Genomic DNA, 20,499 nt, shown 5'->3' with positions numbered 1-20,499 from the left:
AGGAGGCGGCCGTGGACCACAAGGCTGCGATGTATCTCGTCTATCTGGCGATCAGCGTCGGGTTGACCGTGTGGGTGGCGATCACGCTGTCGCGCAACGGGCAGATCTTCCTGGAGGACGTCTTCGCCGACACCCGGCTCGCGCGGGCCGTCAACCAGCTCCTGACCATGGGGTTCTACCTGCTCAACCTCGGGTTCGTGGCGGTCGTGATGCAGTCCGACAGCACGATCGGCAGCCTCAGCACGATGCTCGAGTCGCTCTCGCTGAAGATCGGGCTGGTGCTGCTGGTCCTCGGCGTCCTGCACCTGTGCAACGTGTGGCTCCTCGGCCGCTACCGCCGGAGCCGCCTGCGCCAGACGCAACCGGTCCCGCCGCTGCCGCCGGTGACCCACCTGCCGCCGGCCGGCCCGCACCTGCCGCCGACGGCACCGGCCCGAGGATGACCGTTCTCGCCGATCCGGCCGGTCACGGGGCCGGCCGGATCGGCTGTCTCGTGGTGCTCTCCGACGACGCCTGCCCGATCTGCCGGGCCGCCCGCCGCTGGCTGGAGGCCCGCGCCCAGCTCGTGCCGCTGCACTTCCTGGCGGCCGGATCGGACGAGGCCCGGCAGCGCTTCCCCGCCCTTGACCACGACGCCACGCTGCGCGACCTCACCGTGATCGCGGACACCGGTGCGGTGTACGCCGCCGACGGCGCCTGGCTGGCCTGCCTGTGGGCGCTCGCCGACTACCGGGGCCTGGCCGAACGCCTGTCCACGCCGGCGATGCTCCCACTGGCCCGCCGGGTGATCGCCGGGGCGGCGTCCGTGCGGAGGTCCACCAGGGAGCCCGGATACGGTGAGGCCTGTGACGACACCTGCCGCTGACCCGGAGAAGCCCGAGCCCGACGCCGCACCACCGCGCTCACGGGCCGGAGCGGCCCGGCGGGAACGCGGCGAGCAGACCCGGCAGCTGATCCTGGAGACGGCGCTACGGCTGTTCCGCGAGCGGGGTTACACGGAGACGACGATGCGGGCCATCGCCAAGGAGGCCGGGGTCGCGGTCGGGAACGCGTATTACTACTTCGACTCCAAGGAACACCTGATCCAGGGGTTCTACGACCGGAACCAGGTCGTGCACCGGGCGGCCGTCGCGCCGCTGCTGGCCACCGAGCGCGACTTCGCCGCCCGGCTGCGCGGGGCGCTGCACGCGGGCATCGAGGCCAACCAGCCCTACCACTCGTTCGCCGCGACGTTCTTCAAGTCGGCGGCCGAGCCGACGTCGCCGCTGAGCCCGTTCTCGTCGGCGTCGTCACCGGCCCGCGAGGCGGCCATCGCGATCTTCCGGGACGTGGTGGAGGGCTCGGACGCGAAAGTCGATCCGGAGTTGCGGGCGGCACTGCCGGAGTTGCTCTGGCTGTCCTGGATGGGGGTGATCCTCTTCTGGGTCTACGACAGCTCGCCGGATCAGCGGCGCACCAAGCGGCTGATCGACGGCGCGGTGCCGCTGGTCGACCGGCTGGTCTCGTTGTCACGGCTCCGGGTGCTCAGGCCGGCCCTCCGGCAGGTGCTGGCGTTGATCAAAGATGTGCAGCGCGACGACTAGCTCCATCACAGCCCGTAGCCATGCAGCTCAATTTGTCGGAAATATCCGGAAATTTGAGGTGGGGTGGGGTCGGCCGAACGGTCACTTCGGCTACGGAGAGCTTTTGGCGACGCCTGGGGATCACGTAGCGTCATGTCTGCAGGTGGATCTGGGGACGTCGCGGATCTCGGCTCGGGACCAGCTCGAACCGCGACGCAGACGGTGAACCGGGCGCGGCAGGACTTCGGGAGCAGTCGCCGCAGCCCGGTTCACCGAACCTCACTCTCGTGACCGCACGCCGCGGCGAATCCCGCCGGCCCTCGCAGCGCAGTGCACCACCGGCCCTGCTGAACAACACGGCACAGCTGGACAAGGCAGCACAGCTGGACAAGGCGGCACAGCTGGACGGTGACGGCCCCGCTGCCGGGGCCGCCACCGGTCGTCTCAGGCTGCGGAACTCGTCTTCACCAGGGTGCGGATCTGCCGCAACAGGACGGACAGCGCCGCCAGGTCGGCCGGCGAATCCTCGACGTTGCCCATCGCGTTCGACGCGCGGGCGATGGACGCCGCGTTCTTCTGCTCCCACTCGGACACCCGGTCCTCGGCGGACGTCTCCGACGCCGTCGACTGGAGCACCTCCGCGGTGAGGGCCGCGAGGGCCGCGTACAGGTCGTAACGCAGCGCCATCCGGGCCAGCGTCTGCCACCGGTCGTTGCGCGGCAGCCGGGAGATGTGCGAGAGCAGCGTGTCCACCCCGAACCGGGCGGACAGCACGAAGTACACCTGGGCCACCTCGAACGGGTCCTTCTCGACGGCCGCGGCCGTCTCCAGGATGTCGAGCAGGCCGAACCCGTAGAACACCCGGCTGATCCGCCCGGCCAGGTCCTCGGGGACCCCCTTGCCGGCGAGCGTGTCCGCACGCCGCTCCAGGGCCTGCTGCTCCGTGCCGACGAGCACCCGCGGCAACTCGGGCAGCAGCCGGGACACGCCGCTGCCGAGCTTGGCGATCTCACCGGCCACGTCGATCGGCGAACGCCGGGTGCTGACCAGCCAGCGGACCGCCCGGTCGAGCAGGCGCCGGGTCTCCAGGAAGACCAGCGTCTGCGCGGAGGTGGCCACCTTGTTGTCCAGCGCCTCGGCGGCCGCCCAGATGTCGCGCAGACCGAACACGTCGCGGACCACCACGTAGGCACGGATCACGTCGGCGCCCGACGCCCCGCTCTCCTCCATCGCCCGGTGGACGAACGACGTGCCACCCCGGTTGACGATCTCGTTCACCAGCGCCGTGGAGATGATCTCGCGGCGCAGCCGGTGACCCGCCATCCGCCCGGCGAAACGCTCCCGCAGCGGCGTGGGGAAATACCGGGTCAGAACCTCGGTGGTCCAGCTCTCGTCGACGAGCTCGTCGGCGAGGACCTCACGCTCCAAGGAGATCTTGACGTACGCGAGAAGCACCGCGAACTCCGGCGCCGACAGACCCTCGCCCGACTCGTACCGGGCGGCGAGCTCCTTGTCCGACGGCAGAGCCTCCAGCTCCCGGTTGAGCACGCCGCGTTCCTCGAGCGACTTGAGCATCCGGCGGTGCACCGGGAGCAGCGAGTGCGCCTGCGACCGGGCGTTGCCGAGTGCCATCGCCTGCTCGTAGTTGTCCCGCAGCACCAGGGCGCCGACCTCGTCGGTCATCTGGGCGAGCAGTTCGTCGCGTTCCGGAACGGTCATCTCGCCGTCGGCGACCGCCCCGCCCAGCAGGATCTTGATGTTGACCTCGTGGTCGGAGCAGTCCACGCCGGCCGAGTTGTCGATGAAGTCGGTGAACACCAGACCGCCGGCCCGGGCGAACTCGATCCGCCCGCGCTGGGTCAGGCCCAGGTTGCCGCCCTCGCCGGCCACCTTGACCCGCAGGTCGGCGCCGTTGACCCGGATCGCGTCGTTGGCCTTGTCACCGACCTCGGCGTGCGACTCGGAGGCCGCCTTCACGTAGGTGCCGATGCCGCCGTTGAAGAACAGGTCGACCGGCGCCTTGAGGATGGCGCGCATCAGCTCGCCGGGGCTGACCACCGCCGCGTCGCCGAGGCCCAGCCGCTCGCGGATCTGCGGGCTGACCGGGATCGACTTGGCGCTGCGCGGGTAGACGCCGCCGCCCTCGCTGATCAGGGACGTGTCGTAGTCGGCCCAGGAGGAACGCGGGAGGTCGAAGAGCCGTTTGCGTTCCGCGTACGAGATGTCGGCCTGTGGGTCGGGGTCCAGGAAGATGTGCCGGTGGTCGAAGGCCGCGATCAGCCGGATGTGCTCCGACAGCAGCATGCCGTTGCCGAACACGTCACCCGACATGTCGCCGACGCCGACCACGGTGAAGTCCTGGGTCTGGGTGTCGATGCCGAGGTCACGGAAGTGCTTCTTGACCGACTCCCACGCGCCGCGGGCGGTGATGCCCATCTTCTTGTGGTCGTAGCCGGCCGAACCGCCGGAGGCGAACGCGTCGCCCATCCAGAAGTCCTTGCGGACCGAGATCTCGTTGGCGATGTCGCTGAACGTCGCGGTGCCCTTGTCCGCCGCCACCACCAGGTAGGGGTCGTCGCCGTCGTGCCGGACCACGTCCTCCGGCGGAACGATCTTGCCGCCCTGGATGTTGTCGGTGACGTCGAGCAGCGCGGTGATGAAGCGCTTGTAGCACTCCACCGCCTCGTCGCGGTCGCCCGGCTTCTGCTTGAGCACGAAGCCGCCCTTGGCGCCCACCGGCACGATCACGGAGTTCTTCACCATCTGCGCCTTGACCAGGCCGAGGACCTCGGTACGGAAGTCCTCCCGCCGGTCCGACCAGCGCAGACCGCCGCGGGCGACGGCACCGAACCGCAGGTGCACACCCTCGAACCGCGGCGAGTAGACGAAGATCTCGTATTTCGGGCGGGGCTGCGGCATGTCCGGGACGGCCTGCGGGTCCAGCTTGAACGCCACGTAGGACTTCGGACGGCCCTCCGCCCCACGCTGGAAGAAGCTGGTCCGCAGGGTGGCCCCGATCAGCGTCAGGTAGGACCGCAGGATCCGGTCCTGGTCGAGGCTGTCCACCTGGTCGAGCCGCTCGGTGATCTGATCGTGCAGCTCACCGGCCCGGCGACCGCGTTCGGCCGCCTCGACCTGCAACGCCGGCGAGAACCGGGTCTCGAAGAGCTGCACCAGCAGACGGGCGATCTCCGGGTACGCCGTGAAGGTCGACTCGAGATAACGCTGCGAGAAGACGTTTCCGGTCTGGCGGAGATATTTCGCGTACGCCCGGAGCACCACCACCTGCCGCCAGGTGAGACCGGCCCGCAGCACCAGCTCGTTGAAGCCGTCCACCTCGGCCTCGCCCCGCCAGGTGGCGGCGAACGCGTTCTCCACCTGGGGACGGACCTCGGCCAGCTCGCGGTGGCCGGACGGCGGCAGCAGACCGAAGTCGTAGAGGTAGATGACCCCGTCGGGACGGCGGATCTCGTACGGCCGCTCGTCGGTGACCTGGACACCCAGCGAGTGCAGGACGGGCAGCACGGCGGAGAGCATCATCGGCTCGCCGTACCGGTAGACCTTGAAACGCACGTCGCGCTCGTCCGGTTCCGGGGTGCCGTCCGAGCCCAGCCGCCGGCGCCGGAACAGGTGCATGGAGAGCTGGCCCGGCTCCTCGAGCAGTTCCAGCTTGGCCAGGTCCTGCATGCCCTCGTACGGCGTGTGGGAGTTCTTGTAACTCTCCGGGTACGCCGCGGAGTACCGGTTGAACAGGTCCTTCGCCGGTTCGTCGCCGAGCTTGCGTTCGAGCACCAGCGAGAAGTCGTCGTCCCACATCCGGGTGGCGTCGGCGAGCTGCTCGGCCAGCACGTTCGGGTCCTGCGGGCCGGGCGGGTCGGCCGGGTCGGTCCGCACGATGAAGTGCACCCGCGCCAGCATCCGCTCGGTGACCCGGGTCGTGTAGTCGACGCCGACACCGTTCAGCTCGCGGAGCAGGATCTCCTGCATGCGCAGCCGGTTGCCGGTGGTGAACCGGTCCCGGGGCAGATAGATCAGGCAGGAGATGAACCGGCCGTACCCGTCGCGGCGCAGGAACAGGCGCAACTGCCGGCGGCCGGCCATCCGCAGCACGCCGATGACCGCCTCGTACAGGTCATCGGTCTTGATCTGGAAGAGCTCGTCCCGGGGATACGTCTCCAGGATCTGCAGGAGGTCCTTGCCGGAGTGGCCGCGCGGCGACAGACCGGACCGGTCCATCACCTCCATCACCTTGCGCTTGACCACCGGAAGCTCGCGGACACTGGTCCGGTAGGCCGACGACGAGAAGAGCCCGAGGAAGCGCCGTTCCCCGACCACCTCACCATTGATGTCGAAGACCTTCACCCCGATGTAGTCGAGGTACGCCGAGCGGTGCACGGTGGCCCGCGAGTTCGCCTTGGTTATCACCAGCAGGCGTTTCTCGAGGGCACGTGCGTACGCCTCGGCGGCCATCTCGTCGGAGATCCTGCGCGGCTTGCTGTCCCCGCGCAGGATGCCCAGCCCGGTGCCGTGCACCGCGGTCAGGACGCCGCCGTCCAGTTTGTACTCGCGGTAGCCGAGGAACGTGAAGTGGTCGTCGGCGAGCCAGCGGAGCAGCTCGATCGAGTCGGTGACGTCCTTGTCCGGCACCGGCAGCCGGCGCGGCGACTCGCAGGAGGCGGCCAGCTCGTCGGCGATGGTCTCGGCGCTCCGGCGCATCCGCGGCCAGTCCTCGACCGCGTCGCGCACGTCGGTGAGCACCCGGCGCACATCGTTGATCAACTGCTCGCGGGCGTCCGCCCGGCGGACCGGGTCGATCTCGATCCGGATCCAGCTCTCCACGACGTCGCCCTCGATGGCGTCGTCCGGCTCGACCTCGGCCTCGAGCTCCGCGAGCGCGCCCAACGGCTCGCGCCGCACCACGATCAGCGGGTGCACCATCAGGTAGACCTGCAGGTTGTGCGCGGTCAGCAGCGCTATCACCGAGTCGACCAGGAACGGCATGTCGTCGATGACGATCTGCAGGATCGTGTGGCCCTGCGCGCCCATCGGCTCGGTCACGGCGAGCTTCAGCTCGCCGGGCAGACGGTTTCGAGCCAGCTCCCGATGCTGAACCGCGGCCTCGAACATCTCCTCGGGCGTGTAACCGACCAGCTCCTCGTCCGGTGCGAACCGCCAGAAGCGGTCGATCAGCGAAGCGGTGGTGTGGTCGTCGCCGGCCCGCTGGACCGCCTGCGCCACCAGACGCTCGGCGTCCGGCAGGGGCTGGTCGAGCTCGCCCTCCGTGGAGTCGTTCGAGGCGCCCAGACGCCCGGTCAGGGCGGTCCCGGGCCCGGGCACGAGTTGATCGGGCTCGGTTTGATCAGAATCAGTCGCTGCCTGGTCGGTGACAGCCATGTCCAGCGCTCCCCTCACCCACGGCACTGTGGGTTCGAACGTGTCTCGCACAGAGTAGTTCGCCCGGCGGGACGGATCTCACACCCCGGGTGTGCCAGCACGCCGATGTGCTGTTATGCGCCGTATAAACCACTGCGGTATCCCGTGACGGGCGCGTGCCTACTACGGTTCCTTCTGCTGCCCACGGGAAGGGACACTCATGCGCCGCTCCACGGCCGGATTCGCCACTCTGCTGATGATCGCCGCCGGCGGACTGGCCGGCTGTTCCTCCGATCCGCCGGAGGACGTCGTCCAGGAATTCCTGACCGGGTGGAAGAGCGGCGACGTCAACGAACTCGCCTTCGTCACCGCGGAGGGTGGCCGGATCGCGGCGGCCGACGTGCTCAGCAAGATCCGGGAGCTCTACGGCGACCTCGATCAGCAGCCGCTCGAGGTGAAGGTGGCCGGCGCCACCACCGAGACCGGTGACAACGCCAGCACCCCCATCAACGTCGGGTGGACCCTGCCGGGGGACGTGCCGTGGACGTACCAGAGCACGGTCCGCAGCATCCGCAAGGACGGCGACTGGCAGATCATCTGGGAACCCGCCCTGCTCCAGCCGCAGCTGACCAGCGGCGACAAGCTGCGGCTGCGCCGGGTCGCGGCGGACCGCGCGGGTGTCGTCGACGCGACCGGGAAGGCACTGGTCGGACCGCACGACGTCGTCGTGGTCGGGGTCAGCCCGGAGAAGATCACCGATCAGGCGGCCCTGGAGAAGGGTCTCGTCGCGGCGTTCAAGAAGATCGACGTCGACCTCGACCTGAGTGATCTGGCGGACCGGGCCGGCAAGGCGGACCCCGGGGCCTTCCTCGATGTGCTCACCCTGCGGGCCACCGACTACGCCAAGATCAGAGATGATGTACGCGGACTCGACGGCACCGTCTTCCGCCAGGAGTCGCGACTGCTCGCCCCCACCCGGGTGTTCGCCCGCGCCCTGCTCGGCACGGTCGACGCCGCCACCAAGGACGACATCGACGCCCGCCCGGACACCCTCGTCGTCGGCGACCAGGCCGGACACGGCGGCATCCAGCAGAAGTACGACGACGTGCTCCGCGGCACCCCCGGCATGGCCGTGGTGATCGCCAAGGAGGCCGCGGACGGCACCACCGAGGACACCAAGATCTTCTCCGCGGACCCGGTCGCCGGCAAAGCCGTCAAGATCACGATCGACACGGCGGTCCAGAACGCCGCCGACACCGCCACCGCCGCCGAGAAACAACCGAGCTCCCTGGTCGCCGTCCGGATCAGCGACGGCGCGGTGCTGGCCACCTCCAACGGGCCGGACGCGGGCGGCGTCAACACGGCGCTCAGCGGCCAGGTACCGCCCGGGTCGACGTACAAGGTGGTCACCGCGTACGGGGTGCTGTCCAAGAAGGTGGTCACCGCCGACACCACCGTCAACTGCCCCAAGTCGATCAAGGTCAACGACCGCGAGTTCAAGAACTCCAACGACTTCGAACTCGGCAAGGTCCCCTTCCACACCGACTTCGCCAAGTCCTGCAACACCGCGTTCGTCAGCCTCGCCCCGAAACTCACCGCGGCCGGACTGCAGGAGGCGTCCACGGCACTCGGCATCGGCGCCAGCTACGACCTGGGCGTCGAGACGTACGCCGGCCAGGTCTCCGACGGCGGCACCGCCACCGAACTCGCCGCGGCCGTCTTCGGCCAGGGCAGCACCGTGGTCAGCCCACTGACCATGGCGGTGGCCACCGCGGCGGTGGCCAAGGGCCGGTTCCAGCCGCCGAAACTCGTCCTCGACCCGGCACCCGCCCAGCCCGGCACCGCCGGACCCGAGTTGGACAAGGAGGCGGTGACCGCCCTGCGCGCGATGATGCGCGAGGTCGTCACCAGCGGCACCGGTAAGTCCCTGAAAGATGTGAAGGGCAAGCCCGTCCACGGCAAGACCGGCACCGCCGAGTTCAAGACCGGCTCCGACGAGACGCACGCCTGGTTCGTCGGCTACCAGGGCGATGTGGCGTTCGCCGTGATGGTGCAGAAGGGCGGCGCCGGTTCCGAGGCCGCCGTCCCGATCGCCAAGCGCTTCCTGACCACCCTGAACAAGTAGTTCCCCCACCACAGAGCCGGGGCCGATCGGCCCCGGCTTCTCCATGTCCAGGCGTGTCCGGCACGGGCGCGTCTGGCACGGGCGCGTCCAGCACGGGCGGCAGGCGTGTCCGGCACGGGCGGCGGGCCTGTCCGGCACTGGCGCGAGGTCCATGGACGCGGTGCTGTGGCATCCCCGGCTCAGCCGGCCCGGCTCGCCCGGCACGCACTCACCCAGCAGATTTCCGCGCGGCACGCCGATCCGGCGAACGCCGCTCGATGGTCCCGGCAACACCTTCATCAGCAGAGCCGTCCGGGAATCGGCGCCGCCGGGCCGCACGGAGAGTCGGACCGTGGGAGGGAAGTCAGGCTGCGCCGGGCGGGAGACCGGGGCCGGGGATGTAGGGGTTCCAGAGAGCGCCGGCGGCAGGCGGATCCATCGGCGGACGGGGACGGAGCATTCCCGGGCGGGTGGCCGGCAACGGTTCGGAATCGAGCAGCGGCGCGGAGCCCAACGGCCGGCTGAGCAGGCGGATGTCAGGCCGCCGCGGTTCTCCGGGATCGGCGGTCGCCGTCACGGGAACCACCCGTTCCGCCTCGTCAGCCGCGGTGGACTCATCGGATATGTCGGGTTCGGCGACCGAGGCGGAGTCCGTAGTCGGGACAAAATCATCCACAGTCTGCGCCAGCTCATCCTCAGGCCGAGGCAACTCATCCGCGGGCCGGACCGGCTCATCCGCGGGCTCGGTCAACTCATCCTCGGGCTCAGCCGACTCATCCGCGGGCTCGGCGAGTTCATCCCCCGGCTGGGTGACCTGATCCACCGGCTCGGCGATCTCATCGGCGGGTTCGACAGCGTCGGTCTCACCATCGAGGGAATCGCCGGCCGCCGCCCCGCCCTCGAAGGACTCGGCAGCACCCTCAGCGGGATCCACGACGGCCGGTTCAGAGTCGGACGGCCCGGACTCATCCCCGTCCGACTGATCCGCCGACTGATCTATTTCAGCCACAAGATCTTGAGCGGACCCGTCCTCGCCGACCGGCTCCCCGTTCTCGACGACAGCCTCAGGCTCGGCGCCGACCTCAGAATCGGCGTCGACCTCAGGCTCAGCACGGGCCACAGGCTCGACGGCCACCTCGGGAGCCACGACAGCCACCGGGTCGGGAACGGCTTTGGGAACGACGTCCGCCTCGGGGATGACCACGGGTAACAGCGGCGTCGCCAGGTCCTCGCGGGCCGCCACCAGGTCCGGCCGGTCCGTCGCCCGCACCGCCGACAGTCCGCTCACCACCGCGGACGCGATCTCCGCCGCATAGCGGCCGTCCGGGTCGTAGTCCGGGTCGAAGACCGTGATCTCCACGCCCAGGCAGTGCGGGGACTCGACCAGGCCGCTGAGGAGCAGTTCCAGTTCGGGGAAGGCGATGCCGCCCGGGTCCGGCGCGTCCACCGCCGGCATCACCGCCGGGTCGAGGACGTCCACGTCCATGTGCACCCAGTACCCGGCGCAGTCGACCAGCTGGTCGCGGGCCCACTGGGCACTGCGGGCCGCGCCCTCGGCGCGCAGTGCGGGCACCGGCCGGGTCACTATCCCCGCGGCCTGCAGGTCGAGGCGGTACTCGTCCTGGGCACGGATGCCGAGGACGACCACGTCGATGTCCCGGAAGTAGGGCCGGCGGCTCTCGATCGCGGCCAGGTTCGCCTGGCCGCGGCCGGTCACCAGGGCCAGGTCCTCGCCCGCGGCGGCGCCCACGTAGGAGGCGTTGCCCGGGTGCCGGAAGTCGGAGTGGCCGTCGACGAAGACCAGGCCGACCCGCCCGCCGACCGCCTCACCGAGGCGGTGCATGGCGAGGCCGGCGCCGATCAGGATGGAGCAGTCCCCGCCCAGTATCACCGGGAACTCGCCGCCGTCGATGATCGCGCCGATCCGGTCGGCGAGGGCCCTCGAGTAGGCGGCGATCTCCGGGGCGTGTGCGACGCCGTCGCCGGGTCGCCAGTCGCCGGGGTCGTAGCGGGGTGGGGTGAGGCAGCCCGCGTCCCGGGCGGCGAGCCGGGTCAGCAGGCCCTGATCGCGGAGGGCGCCGGGCGCTTTGCCGCAGCCTGGCACCGACGTCGCGGTCGGCGGGCGCAGGCCGAGATTGGACGGTGCGTCCAGAACGGCGATGCGGCGCACGACGCCCTCCCCTTCTCCGATTGTCGAGGGCTCAGAAGAGGGCGCTGGCGAGCGCGCGACGCGCGCCTGCCACCGCCGGGTCGTCCGGGCCGGCCATGCTGAAGAGCGACAACAGATGCTTGCGTACGGCGTCGCGTTCGTCGCCTGCCGACCGGCGGACCGCGGCGACCAGCCGTGCGTAGGCCTTGTCGGCCTGCCCGTTGAGAACCTCGACGTCGGCGGCGAGGCGCTGCGCCTCGATGTCGTCCGGGTCGGCCTCGGCCTTGGCGAGCGCGGCGGACGGGTCGGCGTCGCCGATCCGGCGGTAGAGCTCGACCTGGGCGAGTCCCGCTTCGGCGGCGGTGTCGGCCGGCGATTCGGCGAGGATCTTCCGGTAGGCCGCTTCGGCCGCGTCCAGGTCGCCGGTCATCAGCGCGTCGTCGGCGGCGTCCAGGCGCGGGTCCTCCGGGGCGGCCACGCTGACACCGGCGGCGTTGAGGACCGCGTCGATGTACTGGCGGATCTGTGCCTCGGGGAGGACGCCGGTGAAGCCCTCGACCGGCTGGCCGCCGATGACGGCCAGCACCATCGGGATGCCCTGCACCCGGAAGACCTGGGCGAGACGCGGGTTGGCGTCCACATCGACCTTGCCGAGGATCCAGGAGCCGCCGCCCTCGGCCGCGAGTCGTTCCAGGACCGGGGAGAGCTGCTTGCACGGCCCGCACCACTCGGCCCAGAAGTCCAGCAGGACCGGGATGGTCAGCGACTGTTCCAGCACGACGGTCTGGAAGTTGTCCTCGGTGACCTCGATGATGGTCGCCGGGGCGAGGCCCGGGACCGTGCCCGGGAGGCCGGGGCCGCCGCCGCCGGGGAGACCCTCGGCCGGGGCGTCGCCATTCGTGGCGGGACGGCTCGGCTCGGCCGGCTTGGCCGGGGCCGAGGGGCGCAGCGCGCTGAGATCGACCGCGCCGCGGGTGAAGATCGACGGAGTGGTCCGTGGGTCGCTCATGGTTACCTAGTCTCGCACGCAGTCATGGCTGTTCGCGCCGCCACCAGGCGGCCGATATCGGACGTCACAACCGTCAGAACCGGGCCGGCTCGCGGTAGATTCCCCATTCACCTTTCAGTGCCCCGCAGATCTCTCCCAGGGTGGCCTCGGCCCGGGCCGCGTCGAGCATCGCGGGGATCATGTTCTCGGTGGTGCGCGACACCGCCAGCAGCCGGTCCAGCGCGGCTCCGACGCGTACCCCATCGCGGTCGATCTTGCGAGCGCCCAGCTCGCGCCGCTGCACCACCTCGACCTCGTGGGAGACACGAAGGATCTCCAGGTCTTTGGCGACGGTGCCGGTGTGGGCGTTGACGCCGACCACCCGTTTCGCGTTCTTCTCCAGCGACTGCTGGTACGTGAAGGCGGCCTCGGCGATGTGCGCGGTGAACCAGCCGTCCTCGATGCCCCGCAGGATGCCCTGGGTGATGCTGCCGTCGTGGCCGAGGTCACGGATCCGGGTGAAGATCTCTTCCGCCTCGGCCTCGATCCGGTCGGTGAGGGCTTCGACATACCAGGAGCCGCCGAGCGGGTCGGCCACGTTGACCACCCCGGTCTCCTCCATCAGCACCTGCTGGGTCCGCAGGGCGATCTCGGCGGATTCGTCGGTGGGCAGGGCGAGGGTCTCGTCGAGGGCGTTGGTGTGCAGCGAGTTGGTGCCGCCGAGCACCGCCGCCAGTGCCTCGACCGCGGTGCGGACCACGTTGTTGACCGGCTGCTGGGCGGTGAGCGAGACGCCCGCGGTCTGGGTGTGGAACTTGAGCCAGAGCGCTTTCTCGCTGGTGGCGCCGTAGTCGTCACGCAGGTGCCGGGCCCAGATCCGGCGGGCGGCGCGGAACTTGGCGATCTCCTCGAAGAAGTCGACGTGCGCGTCGAAGAAGAAGCTCAGGCCCGGGGCGAAGGTGTTCACGTCGAGGCCCCTGGAGAGGCCCAGCTCGACGTATCCGAAACCGTCGGCGAGCGTGTAGGCCAGCTCCTGCGCGGCGGTCGACCCGGCCTCCCGGATGTGGTAGCCGCTGACCGAGAGCGGCTTGTAGCGGGGGATCTCGGCGGCGCAGTACTCCATCAGGTCGCCGATCAGGCGCAGGTGCGGCTCCGGTTCGAACAGCCACTCCTTCTGTGCGATGTACTCCTTGAAGATGTCGGTCTGCAGGGTGCCGTCGAGCTTGCCGATCTGGGCGCCCTGACGTTCGGCGGCCACCAGGTACATGCAGAAGACCGGCACCGCCGGACCGGAGATGGTCATGCTGGTGGTGACGTCCTGCAGCGGGATGCCGTCGAACAGGACGTCCATGTCGGCGGCCGAGTCGATCGCGACACCACAGTGGCCGACCTCGCCGAGTGACTGCGGCTCGTCCGAGTCGCGCCCCATCAGGGTGGGCATGTCGAAGGCGACGCTGAGGCCGCCGCCCCCGGCCGCCAGGATCATCTTGTAGCGCTCGTTGGTCTGCCGGGCGTTGCCGAACCCCGCGAACTGGCGGATGGTCCAGGTCCGTCCGCGATATCCGGTCGGATGAAGACCTCGGGTGTACGGGAATTCGCCCGGCCAGCCGATGCGTTCGAAGCCGGGCAGTGCGGTGCCGTCCGGTGGCCCGTAGACCGGGTCGACGGGGCTGCCGGAGAGCGTGGTGAAGTCGGCGTCCCGTTTGCGGGCGGCGTCGTAGCGGCGTTGCCAGCGTTCCCGGCCGGCGGCTATCTCGGCGGCGTCCATGCCGTCATCGTAGAACAGAACTGAACGATCGCTAAGGCTATGACCCACTTGTGATGGTCGATATGAGTGGCATCTGCAGAATGTCTATCCGACCAGGGGTTTCCCTGTTGCCCGGGGGCCACCCGGACGCCACAGTGGGACGCGGACATCCCTTCCCCGGCCCCGGTAGCGTCCGCCACGCTGCCGGGGCTCCCCGTCTCTCAGACGCGGTGCTCGAGGATCCAGGCCTGCGGGTCACCCTTGCGGGACAGCATCCGCATCACCACCGGGAACATCGCGTCCCGGATCGCCGACCCGACCGGCCCGGCGGTCTTGCCGCTGCCGTTGCGCCGGCCCTGCCGGACCACCCGCTCCACTCGCGTACGCCGTAGACCCTCGTAGGCGGCGAGAGCCTCCGGGACGACGGCCGACCGGTCCAGGCAGCGGCCCAGCGTCACCGCGTCCTCGATCGCCATCGACACGCCCTGCCCGGCCGACGGCGAGACGGCGTGTGCCGCGTCGCCGAGCAGGACCGCCCGGCCGGACCGCCAGACCGGCACCCGGCGCAGGTCCTCGGTGTTCCACGGGCCGAGGATCTCGTCGGTGGCCCGGATGATCTCGGTGGCCGGGAAGGCGTCATCGGCGAAGAGGCCGAGCAGGTACGCCCGCCAGGACTCCGGCGTGAAGTCGCCGGGCCGCACCGGCCGCCTGCTCGGCGGGTTGGCGAACCACCAGGTCTCGCCACCGGGCGCGGTCACCCAGCCGAAGAACGACCGGCGCCCGAAGGCCATCCGGACGAGCCGGTCCGGAGCCGTCTCGACCGACCGGGAGGTGAAACCGCCCGCGTTGAGCAGGCCCACGTACGCCGGCTCCGGACCGCCCGGGTTGAGCACCGCCCGGGTCCGGGAGCGCAGACCGTCGGCACCGATCAGCAGGCCGCCCTCGGCGGTCGTGCCGTCGGCGAAGACGGCCGTCACCCGGTCCGGCGTCTCGGTGAAGCCGGTCAGCCGCCGCCCGTGCTCGATCGGGATGCCCCGAGCGGCCACCTCGGCGCGCAGGGCGGCGTAGAGGTCACCACGGCGGATGGTGGTGCTGGTGATCCCGTCCGGGGTCGGACCGCCCAGCGGCAGCACCGCGAGGCGGCGGCCCCGGCCGTTGCTCATCTCCACGGTGGGGGTGGCGAACCCGGCGGCGAGCACATGTGCCGGGTCGAGGTCGAGTGCGGAGAGGGCCGCCAGCCCGTTGACCGCGACGGTCAGGAAGGCGCCTCGCTCGTCACTGTCGGCCGGGCGGGCCTCGTAGACGCGCGGCTGCCAGCCGATCCGGTGCAGGGCGAGGGCGGCGACCGGACCCGCGATGCCGCCCCCGATGACGATCGCTTTTTTAGTCATAAGATGACTATTGATGAGATGACTAAGAATCGTCAAGGCCTAAGCTGCACGGGTGAAGCGGTCTCCCCTGGCGATGGTTCTGCTGGCGCTGCTGGTGGAGGCGCCGATGCACCCCTACCGGATGCAGCAGATGATCAAGGAGCGCGGTCAGGACCAGTTGGTCAACGTCGCGCAGCGCAACAGCGTCTACCAGATGCTGGAGCGCCTGGTCCGGGAGCGGCTGGTCCGGGCCGGCGGCACCAGCCGGGAGCCGGGACGGCCGGAACGCACCGTCTACGAGGTGACCGACGAGGGCACCGCGACACTGCACCGCTGGCTGGCCGAGATGCTTCCGGAACCGGCCCGCGAGTTCCCGGAGTTCCCGGTGGCGCTCGCCTTCCTCCCCACGCTGACCCCGGTGGAGACCCGTGAACTGCTGGAACGCCGCCTCGCCGCGCTGACCGGCCGCCTCGCCGAGATCGAGGGTCAGGCGCCACCCGGCCTGCCGCGGCTCTTCCTGATCGAGGACGAATACCGCGCGACCGTGTTGCGGGCCGAGATCCAGTGGCTGCGGACGGTCGTCGCGGACCTCGCCGACGGGACGCTGACCTGGGACCGGACCTTCATCGAGGAGACGGCCTCCCGGTTCACCTGAGACTCGCCAGCAACTCCCCCGCCGCCGTGTGGGGATCGGAGCGCCCCTCGGCGACCCGGGCGGCCAGGTCGTCCAGCAGGGTGCCGTCGTCCAGGTCGCCGATCCGGGCCCGCAACCGGCCCAGCGCCAGCGCCGAGATCTCCGCCGCGGCCCGCCGGCAGCGCCGGGCCCGCAACGCGCCGCTGTCCGCCAGCCACTCCCCGTGCCGGCCGAGCGCGGCCAGCACGTCCTCCACGCCCTCGCCCTTGACCGCCGCCGCTCGGACCACCGGGGGACGCCAGTCGCCGGGGGCGCGTTCGCCGAGCGCCAGCATGCCCTGGATGTCGCGGTAGGTGGCGTCGGCGCCGGGCCGGTCCGCCTTGTTGATCACGAAGACGTCGGCGATCTCCAGGACCCCGGCCTTGACCGCCTGGATCGCGTCGCCCATCCCGGGCGCGAGCAGCACCAGCGTGGTGTCGGCCAGCGAGGCGATCTCCACCTCGGCCTGGCCCACCCCGACCGTCTCGACCAGGATCACGTCGCAGCCCACGCCCTCCAGGACGCGGACGGCCTGCGGGGTCGCGGCGGACAACCCGCCCAACTGCCCGCGGCTGGACATCGACCGGATGTAGACGCCCCGGTCGGCACTGTGCTCCTGCATCCGGACCCGGTCGCCGAGGATCGCACCGCCGGTGAACGGGCTGGACGGGTCGACGGCGAGCACGCCGACCCGGTCGCCACGGTCCCGCAGCGCGCGGACCAGCTCGTTCGTGGTGGTGGACTTGCCGACACCGGGGGCGCCGGTCAGGCCGACCACCCGGGCGTGTCCCGCGTACGGCGCCATCGCGGCGGCCACCTCGGGCAGCGCCGGGTCGTCGTCCTCCACCAGGCTGATCAGCCGGGCCACCGACCGCGCGTCACCCTCCCGTGCCCTGGTGACCAGGGTGGTGACGTCGCGGGCCCGGGTCACGCGCCGGGCACCTTGATGATCAACGCGTCGCCCTGGCCGCCGCCGCCGCAGAGTCCGGCCGCGCCGAGACCGCCACCGCGACGGCGCAGTTCGAGGGCCAGGGTGAGCACCAGGCGGGCGCCGGACATCCCGATCGGGTGCCCCAGCGCGATGGCGCCACCGTTCACGTTGACGATCTCCTCGTCCACCTTCAGCTCACGGGACGACTGGATGACCACCTGGGCGAACGCCTCGTTGATCTCGATCAGGGTGAGATCGTCCACCGTGTGGCCGGCCTTGTTCAGGGCGTGCTTGATGGCGTTGGCCGGCTGGGACTGCAGCGAACTGTCCGGTCCGGCCACGTTTCCGTGCGCGACGATCTCGGCGAGCCAGGTGATCCCCAGCTCCTCGGCCTTGGCACGGCTCATCACCACGACCGCGGCGGCACCGTCGGAGATCGGCGAGGAGGTGGCCGCGGTGATCGTGCCGTCCGGGGTGAACGCCGGGCGCAGGCCGGCCAGCGAGCCGGCGGTGGCCTCCGGCCGGACCCCCTCGTCGGTCTCCACCGTCTCGCCGGCGCCCGCCGGGACCGGGGTGATCTCCTCGGCGAACCGGCCGTCCCGCTGGGCGGCGGCGGCCCGCTGGTGACTGAGCGCGGCGAAGGCGTCCTGCTCGGCGCGGGTGATCCCGAGCCGGACGCCGGTCGCCTCGGTCGACTCGCCCATCGAGATGCCCGCCCAGGGATCCATCAGGCCGTCGACCGCGGCGTGGTCGCGGACCAGCACGTCACCGAACTTGCGGCCGGCCCGCTGGTCGGCGAGCAGGTGCGGTGCGTTGGTCATCGACTCCATGCCGCCGGCCACCACGACGTCGAACTCACCGGCCCGGATCAGCTGGTCGGCCAGGGCGATCGCGTCCAGCCCGGACAGGCACACCTTGTTGACGGTCAGGGCCGGGGTGCTCATCGGGATGCCGGCCGCGACGGCCGCCTGCCGGGCCGGGATCTGGCCGCAGCCGGCCTGCAGGACCTGCCCCATGATCACGTATTCCACCCGGGCGGGGTCGATCCCGCCGCGCCGCAACGCGGCGGCGATGGCGTGCCCACCGAGGACGGTGGCGGGCAGGTGCCGGAGATTGCCGAGCAGGCGCCCCATCGGGGTCCGGGCGCCACTGACGATGACGGAGCTGGTCATTGTCTCGATCCGATCTGCGACGTCCGGGCGTTCAGGGGTACACCCGGGGTGGCCTTAACGATGGGTCAGGTTCGAGACTAACGGCATGACAGACACCCCATCAGCCAGCAACGGGTCCGACAATGTCACATTGCCGGACATCGAATTGCTGCGGATCGACCACGTCGGCATCGCCGTACCCGATCTGGACGAGGCCATCACGTTCTATGAGAAAAGTTTCGGTTTGCGCTGCGTGCATCAAGAGACGAACGACGAGCAGGGCGTCCGGGAGGCCATGCTCGCCGTCGGCGACGGCGACGGACCCCGTCTCCAGTTGCTCGCACCACTGCGGCCGGACTCGGCGATCGCGAAGTTCATCGGGCGCTCCGGGCCGGGGCTGCAGCAGCTGGCGTACACAGTGGCCGACGTCGAGGCCGCCACGGACGCGTTGCGGGCCCGCGGACTCCGAGTGCTCTACGACACGCCACGCCGGGGAACGGCCGGGTCACGCATCAACTTCGTGCACCCCAAGGACGCCGGCGGGGTCCTGGTCGAGCTCGTCGAACCCGCCACCGGGGGTAACCCGAACGAGTGATTCACCCTGACGCCGGCCCCGGCGCCTGGCAGGATCGGGGCCATTGAGCAGCGCCGACGACGCCGGTCGTGCGCCGTGGATCGCCGGGAGCGCCGAGTGGGCAGGTGGCGGCGGGACGACACCGTGCCGACCGGTCCAGCCGATCTTCTCCGCCGAACGGCCCGGACCCCGGTTACGGTCCAGGTCAAAGCTGATCTACGATCCGGTTCGGATGCCCTACGGCTCTTGCATGTCCGTCCCCTTCTCGCCAGGATGGCGCAATGCCCCAGCAGCAGGATCAGAACCTGGCCTTCTTCGAGACCGCGAATTCGCAGCACGATTTCACCGTCGTTCTGCGTGGCTACGACCGTCATCAGGTCGACGGACACATCGGGCGGCTGCTCGCCGCGCTGAACCAGTCCGAGCAGGCCCGCGGTGAGGCCGAACAGCGGATGAACGACGCGCAACGCCGTCTCCGCCAGGCTGAGCAGCGCCTCACCGCGCTGGAGCAGAAGCTCGCCGACAGCAACAAGCTGCTGGAGGAGAACAACAGACCGACGCTCTCCGGGCTGGGCACCCGGGTCGAGCAGATTCTGCGGCTCGCCGAGGAACAGGCCAACGACCACCGCAGCGAGGCCAAGCGAGAGTCCGAGGGCATCCTCTCCGCGGCGCGCCTCGAAGCCCGCGAGATCACCGACAAGGCCCGTGCCGAGGCCGCCGCGATGAAGGCCACCGCCGAGCGCGAGGCCGGCCAGGTCCGCACGCACGCCGAGCGCGAGGCTGCCGAGACCCGGGTGCAGGCCCGGCGCGAGGCCGACACGCTGCGCTCGGACGCCGACCGCGAGACCAAGCAGCTGCGCGCGGTCACCGCGCACGAGGTCGCCGAGCTCAAGTCGACCGTCGAGCGCGAGGTCGCGTCGCTGCGCGCCACCGCCGAGCGGGAGATCACCCAGGCCCGGGCCAAGACCGCCCGTGAGTCGGAGGAGAAGCGCGCCGAGGCGACCAAGCTCCTCACCGACGCGCGGGACAAGCGCGACAAGGACCTGCAGGCGCTGGCCCTGGAGATCGCCGAGCGTCGCGAGAAGGCCGAGGGCGAGGAGTCCCAGCGGCACGCCGCCCAGGTCGCCGCCACGCAGAAGATGGTGGCCGAGGCCGACCAGCGCGCCCGCGCCGCCGAGGAACGGGCCCGCGAGATCGAGCAGCGCGCCGAGCAGCGCCGCGTCGAGTCCGAGCGTCACTCGATCGAGACCGTCGAGAAGGCGCGGGCCCTCGCCGAGAAGACCGTGTCCGAGGCTCGGGCCGAGGCCAACCGCCAGCTCGGCGACGCCCGCACCGAGGCGGAGCTGACCACCCAGGCCGCACGCCGCGAGGTCGAGGACCTCACCCGGCAGAAGGACGCGGTCACCAGCCAGCTCGGCCAGATGCTCTCCGGCCTCTCCGGTCTGGTCCCGGGTGTCAACCCGGTCGCCAAGCTCGCCGAGGTGGCGAAGGCCGCCGAGGCCCCGGCGCAGCGCGCCCCGGAGCAGCCGGCCGCCCCGCAGCAGGCCGCCCAGCCGGTCACGCAGCAGGAGGCTCCCGCCGCGCAGCAGCAGCAGGAGGCCGCCCCGGCCGAGACCGACGCCGAAGCGGTGGCCGCCAAGACCAACTCTTGAGTGATCTGACTGGCCTCTCCGGTTGCGAGACCGTCGCTTATAAGCGACGGTGAAGCCTCCGGGATGGTCGCGACGAATCGGGCCGTATCGGAGTTTCTCCGGTACGGCCTCGTTCGTTGTCGCCGCGTAGCCTGGGTGGTTCGTGGCAAGCCGAGGTCAGACAAATCGCAACTACCCGCAGAGTCCCCGCCTGCTCGGTGTGTACCGGTATGCCACGGGACGATG

The 20,499-nt window shown here is 70.7% G+C and carries 13 protein-coding genes and 1 pseudogene; 7 read left to right on the top strand and 7 right to left on the bottom strand.

Annotated features, from left to right (window positions below; translation table 11 throughout):
* Positions 1–11: 11 nt before the first annotated feature.
* The 3 genes from QSK32_RS19835 to QSK32_RS19825 are packed head-to-tail and all read left to right on the top strand — an operon-like array spanning position 12 to position 1,583.
* On the top strand, positions 12–443 hold the full coding sequence (locus tag QSK32_RS19835; protein ID WP_285472711.1) for a hypothetical protein: 432 nt from the start codon (positions 12–14) through the stop codon (positions 441–443).
* Positions 440–865, top strand: coding sequence for a thiol-disulfide oxidoreductase DCC family protein (locus QSK32_RS19830; RefSeq protein ID WP_045742451.1), 426 nt, complete (start codon positions 440–442; stop codon positions 863–865). Before QSK32_RS19835 ends, QSK32_RS19830 begins: the two co-directional genes overlap by 4 nt.
* The gene (locus QSK32_RS19825) at positions 846–1,583 is read left to right on the top strand and encodes a TetR/AcrR family transcriptional regulator (protein ID WP_045742450.1); all 738 of its coding nucleotides are present in this window, start codon (positions 846–848) and stop codon (positions 1,581–1,583) included. The genes QSK32_RS19830 and QSK32_RS19825 overlap by 20 nt, the downstream gene beginning before the upstream one ends.
* A 423-nt stretch (positions 1,584–2,006) precedes the next feature.
* Here QSK32_RS19825 and QSK32_RS19820 read toward each other — a convergent pair whose 3' ends face one another.
* Entirely contained in the window at positions 2,007–6,956 is a 4,950-nt protein-coding gene (locus tag QSK32_RS19820) for an NAD-glutamate dehydrogenase (RefSeq protein ID WP_285472710.1), read from the bottom strand.
* A 199-nt stretch (positions 6,957–7,155) separates the two neighbouring features.
* On the opposite strand from QSK32_RS19820, the gene QSK32_RS19815 reads away from it, so the two are divergent.
* The gene (locus QSK32_RS19815; RefSeq protein WP_045742448.1) at positions 7,156–9,060 is read left to right on the top strand and encodes a penicillin-binding transpeptidase domain-containing protein; all 1,905 of its coding nucleotides are present in this window, start codon (positions 7,156–7,158) and stop codon (positions 9,058–9,060) included.
* A gap of 1,272 nt (positions 9,061–10,332) precedes the next feature.
* Here the strand turns inward: QSK32_RS19815 and QSK32_RS19810 are convergent.
* From QSK32_RS19810 to QSK32_RS19795, 4 genes and pseudogenes are all read right to left on the bottom strand, one after another.
* A pseudogene (locus QSK32_RS19810) lies at positions 10,333–11,230 on the bottom strand (arginase family protein); the annotation flags it as partial.
* A 10-nt stretch (positions 11,231–11,240) separates the two neighbouring features.
* The gene (locus tag QSK32_RS19805) at positions 11,241–12,197 is read right to left on the bottom strand and encodes a tetratricopeptide repeat protein (RefSeq protein WP_045742446.1); all 957 of its coding nucleotides are present in this window, start codon (positions 12,195–12,197) and stop codon (positions 11,241–11,243) included.
* Positions 12,198–12,270: 73 nt separating this feature from the next.
* Complete coding sequence (gene icmA / locus QSK32_RS19800; protein ID WP_045742445.1) at positions 12,271–13,944, bottom strand: coenzyme B12-dependent isobutyryl-CoA mutase large subunit; 1,674 nt, start codon at positions 13,942–13,944, stop codon at positions 12,271–12,273.
* Between the two features lie 200 nt (positions 13,945–14,144).
* A complete protein-coding gene (locus QSK32_RS19795; RefSeq protein WP_285472709.1) occupies positions 14,145–15,314 on the bottom strand; it encodes an FAD-dependent oxidoreductase in 1,170 nt (389 codons plus the stop codon).
* 52 nt (positions 15,315–15,366) lie between these two features.
* Here QSK32_RS19795 and QSK32_RS19790 point away from each other — a divergent pair, with 52 nt between their 5' ends.
* Positions 15,367–15,948 carry a PadR family transcriptional regulator gene (locus tag QSK32_RS19790; RefSeq protein WP_285472708.1) on the top strand — a complete coding sequence of 194 codons (582 nt, stop codon included), beginning with the start codon at positions 15,367–15,369 and terminating at the stop codon, positions 15,946–15,948.
* On the opposite strand, the gene meaB is transcribed toward QSK32_RS19790, so the two are convergent.
* Both meaB and QSK32_RS19780 read right to left on the bottom strand, forming a co-directional pair.
* Positions 15,941–16,897 carry a methylmalonyl Co-A mutase-associated GTPase MeaB gene (gene meaB, locus QSK32_RS19785; protein WP_285472707.1) on the bottom strand — a complete coding sequence of 319 codons (957 nt, stop codon included), beginning with the start codon at positions 16,895–16,897 and terminating at the stop codon, positions 15,941–15,943. The genes QSK32_RS19790 and meaB overlap by 8 nt on opposite strands.
* Positions 16,894–18,069 carry an acetyl-CoA C-acetyltransferase gene (locus tag QSK32_RS19780; protein WP_285472706.1) on the bottom strand — a complete coding sequence of 392 codons (1,176 nt, stop codon included), beginning with the start codon at positions 18,067–18,069 and terminating at the stop codon, positions 16,894–16,896. Before QSK32_RS19780 ends, meaB begins: the two co-directional genes overlap by 4 nt.
* Before the next feature lie 85 nt (positions 18,070–18,154).
* Here QSK32_RS19780 and mce point away from each other — a divergent pair, with 85 nt between their 5' ends.
* Both mce and QSK32_RS19770 read left to right on the top strand, forming a co-directional pair.
* Complete coding sequence (mce, locus tag QSK32_RS19775) at positions 18,155–18,643, top strand: methylmalonyl-CoA epimerase (protein ID WP_285472705.1); 489 nt, start codon at positions 18,155–18,157, stop codon at positions 18,641–18,643.
* A 260-nt stretch (positions 18,644–18,903) separates the two neighbouring features.
* Positions 18,904–20,274 carry a coiled-coil domain-containing protein gene (locus tag QSK32_RS19770; RefSeq protein ID WP_285472704.1) on the top strand — a complete coding sequence of 457 codons (1,371 nt, stop codon included), beginning with the start codon at positions 18,904–18,906 and terminating at the stop codon, positions 20,272–20,274.
* The last annotated feature ends 225 nt before the right edge of the window (positions 20,275–20,499 follow it).

The organism is Actinoplanes sp. NBRC 101535 (assembly GCF_030269225.1).
Taxonomy (GTDB): domain Bacteria; phylum Actinomycetota; class Actinomycetes; order Mycobacteriales; family Micromonosporaceae; genus Actinoplanes; species Actinoplanes rectilineatus.
Note: the sequence above shows the minus strand (reverse complement) of the source record. Positions and strands in the feature narration are given on the sequence as shown.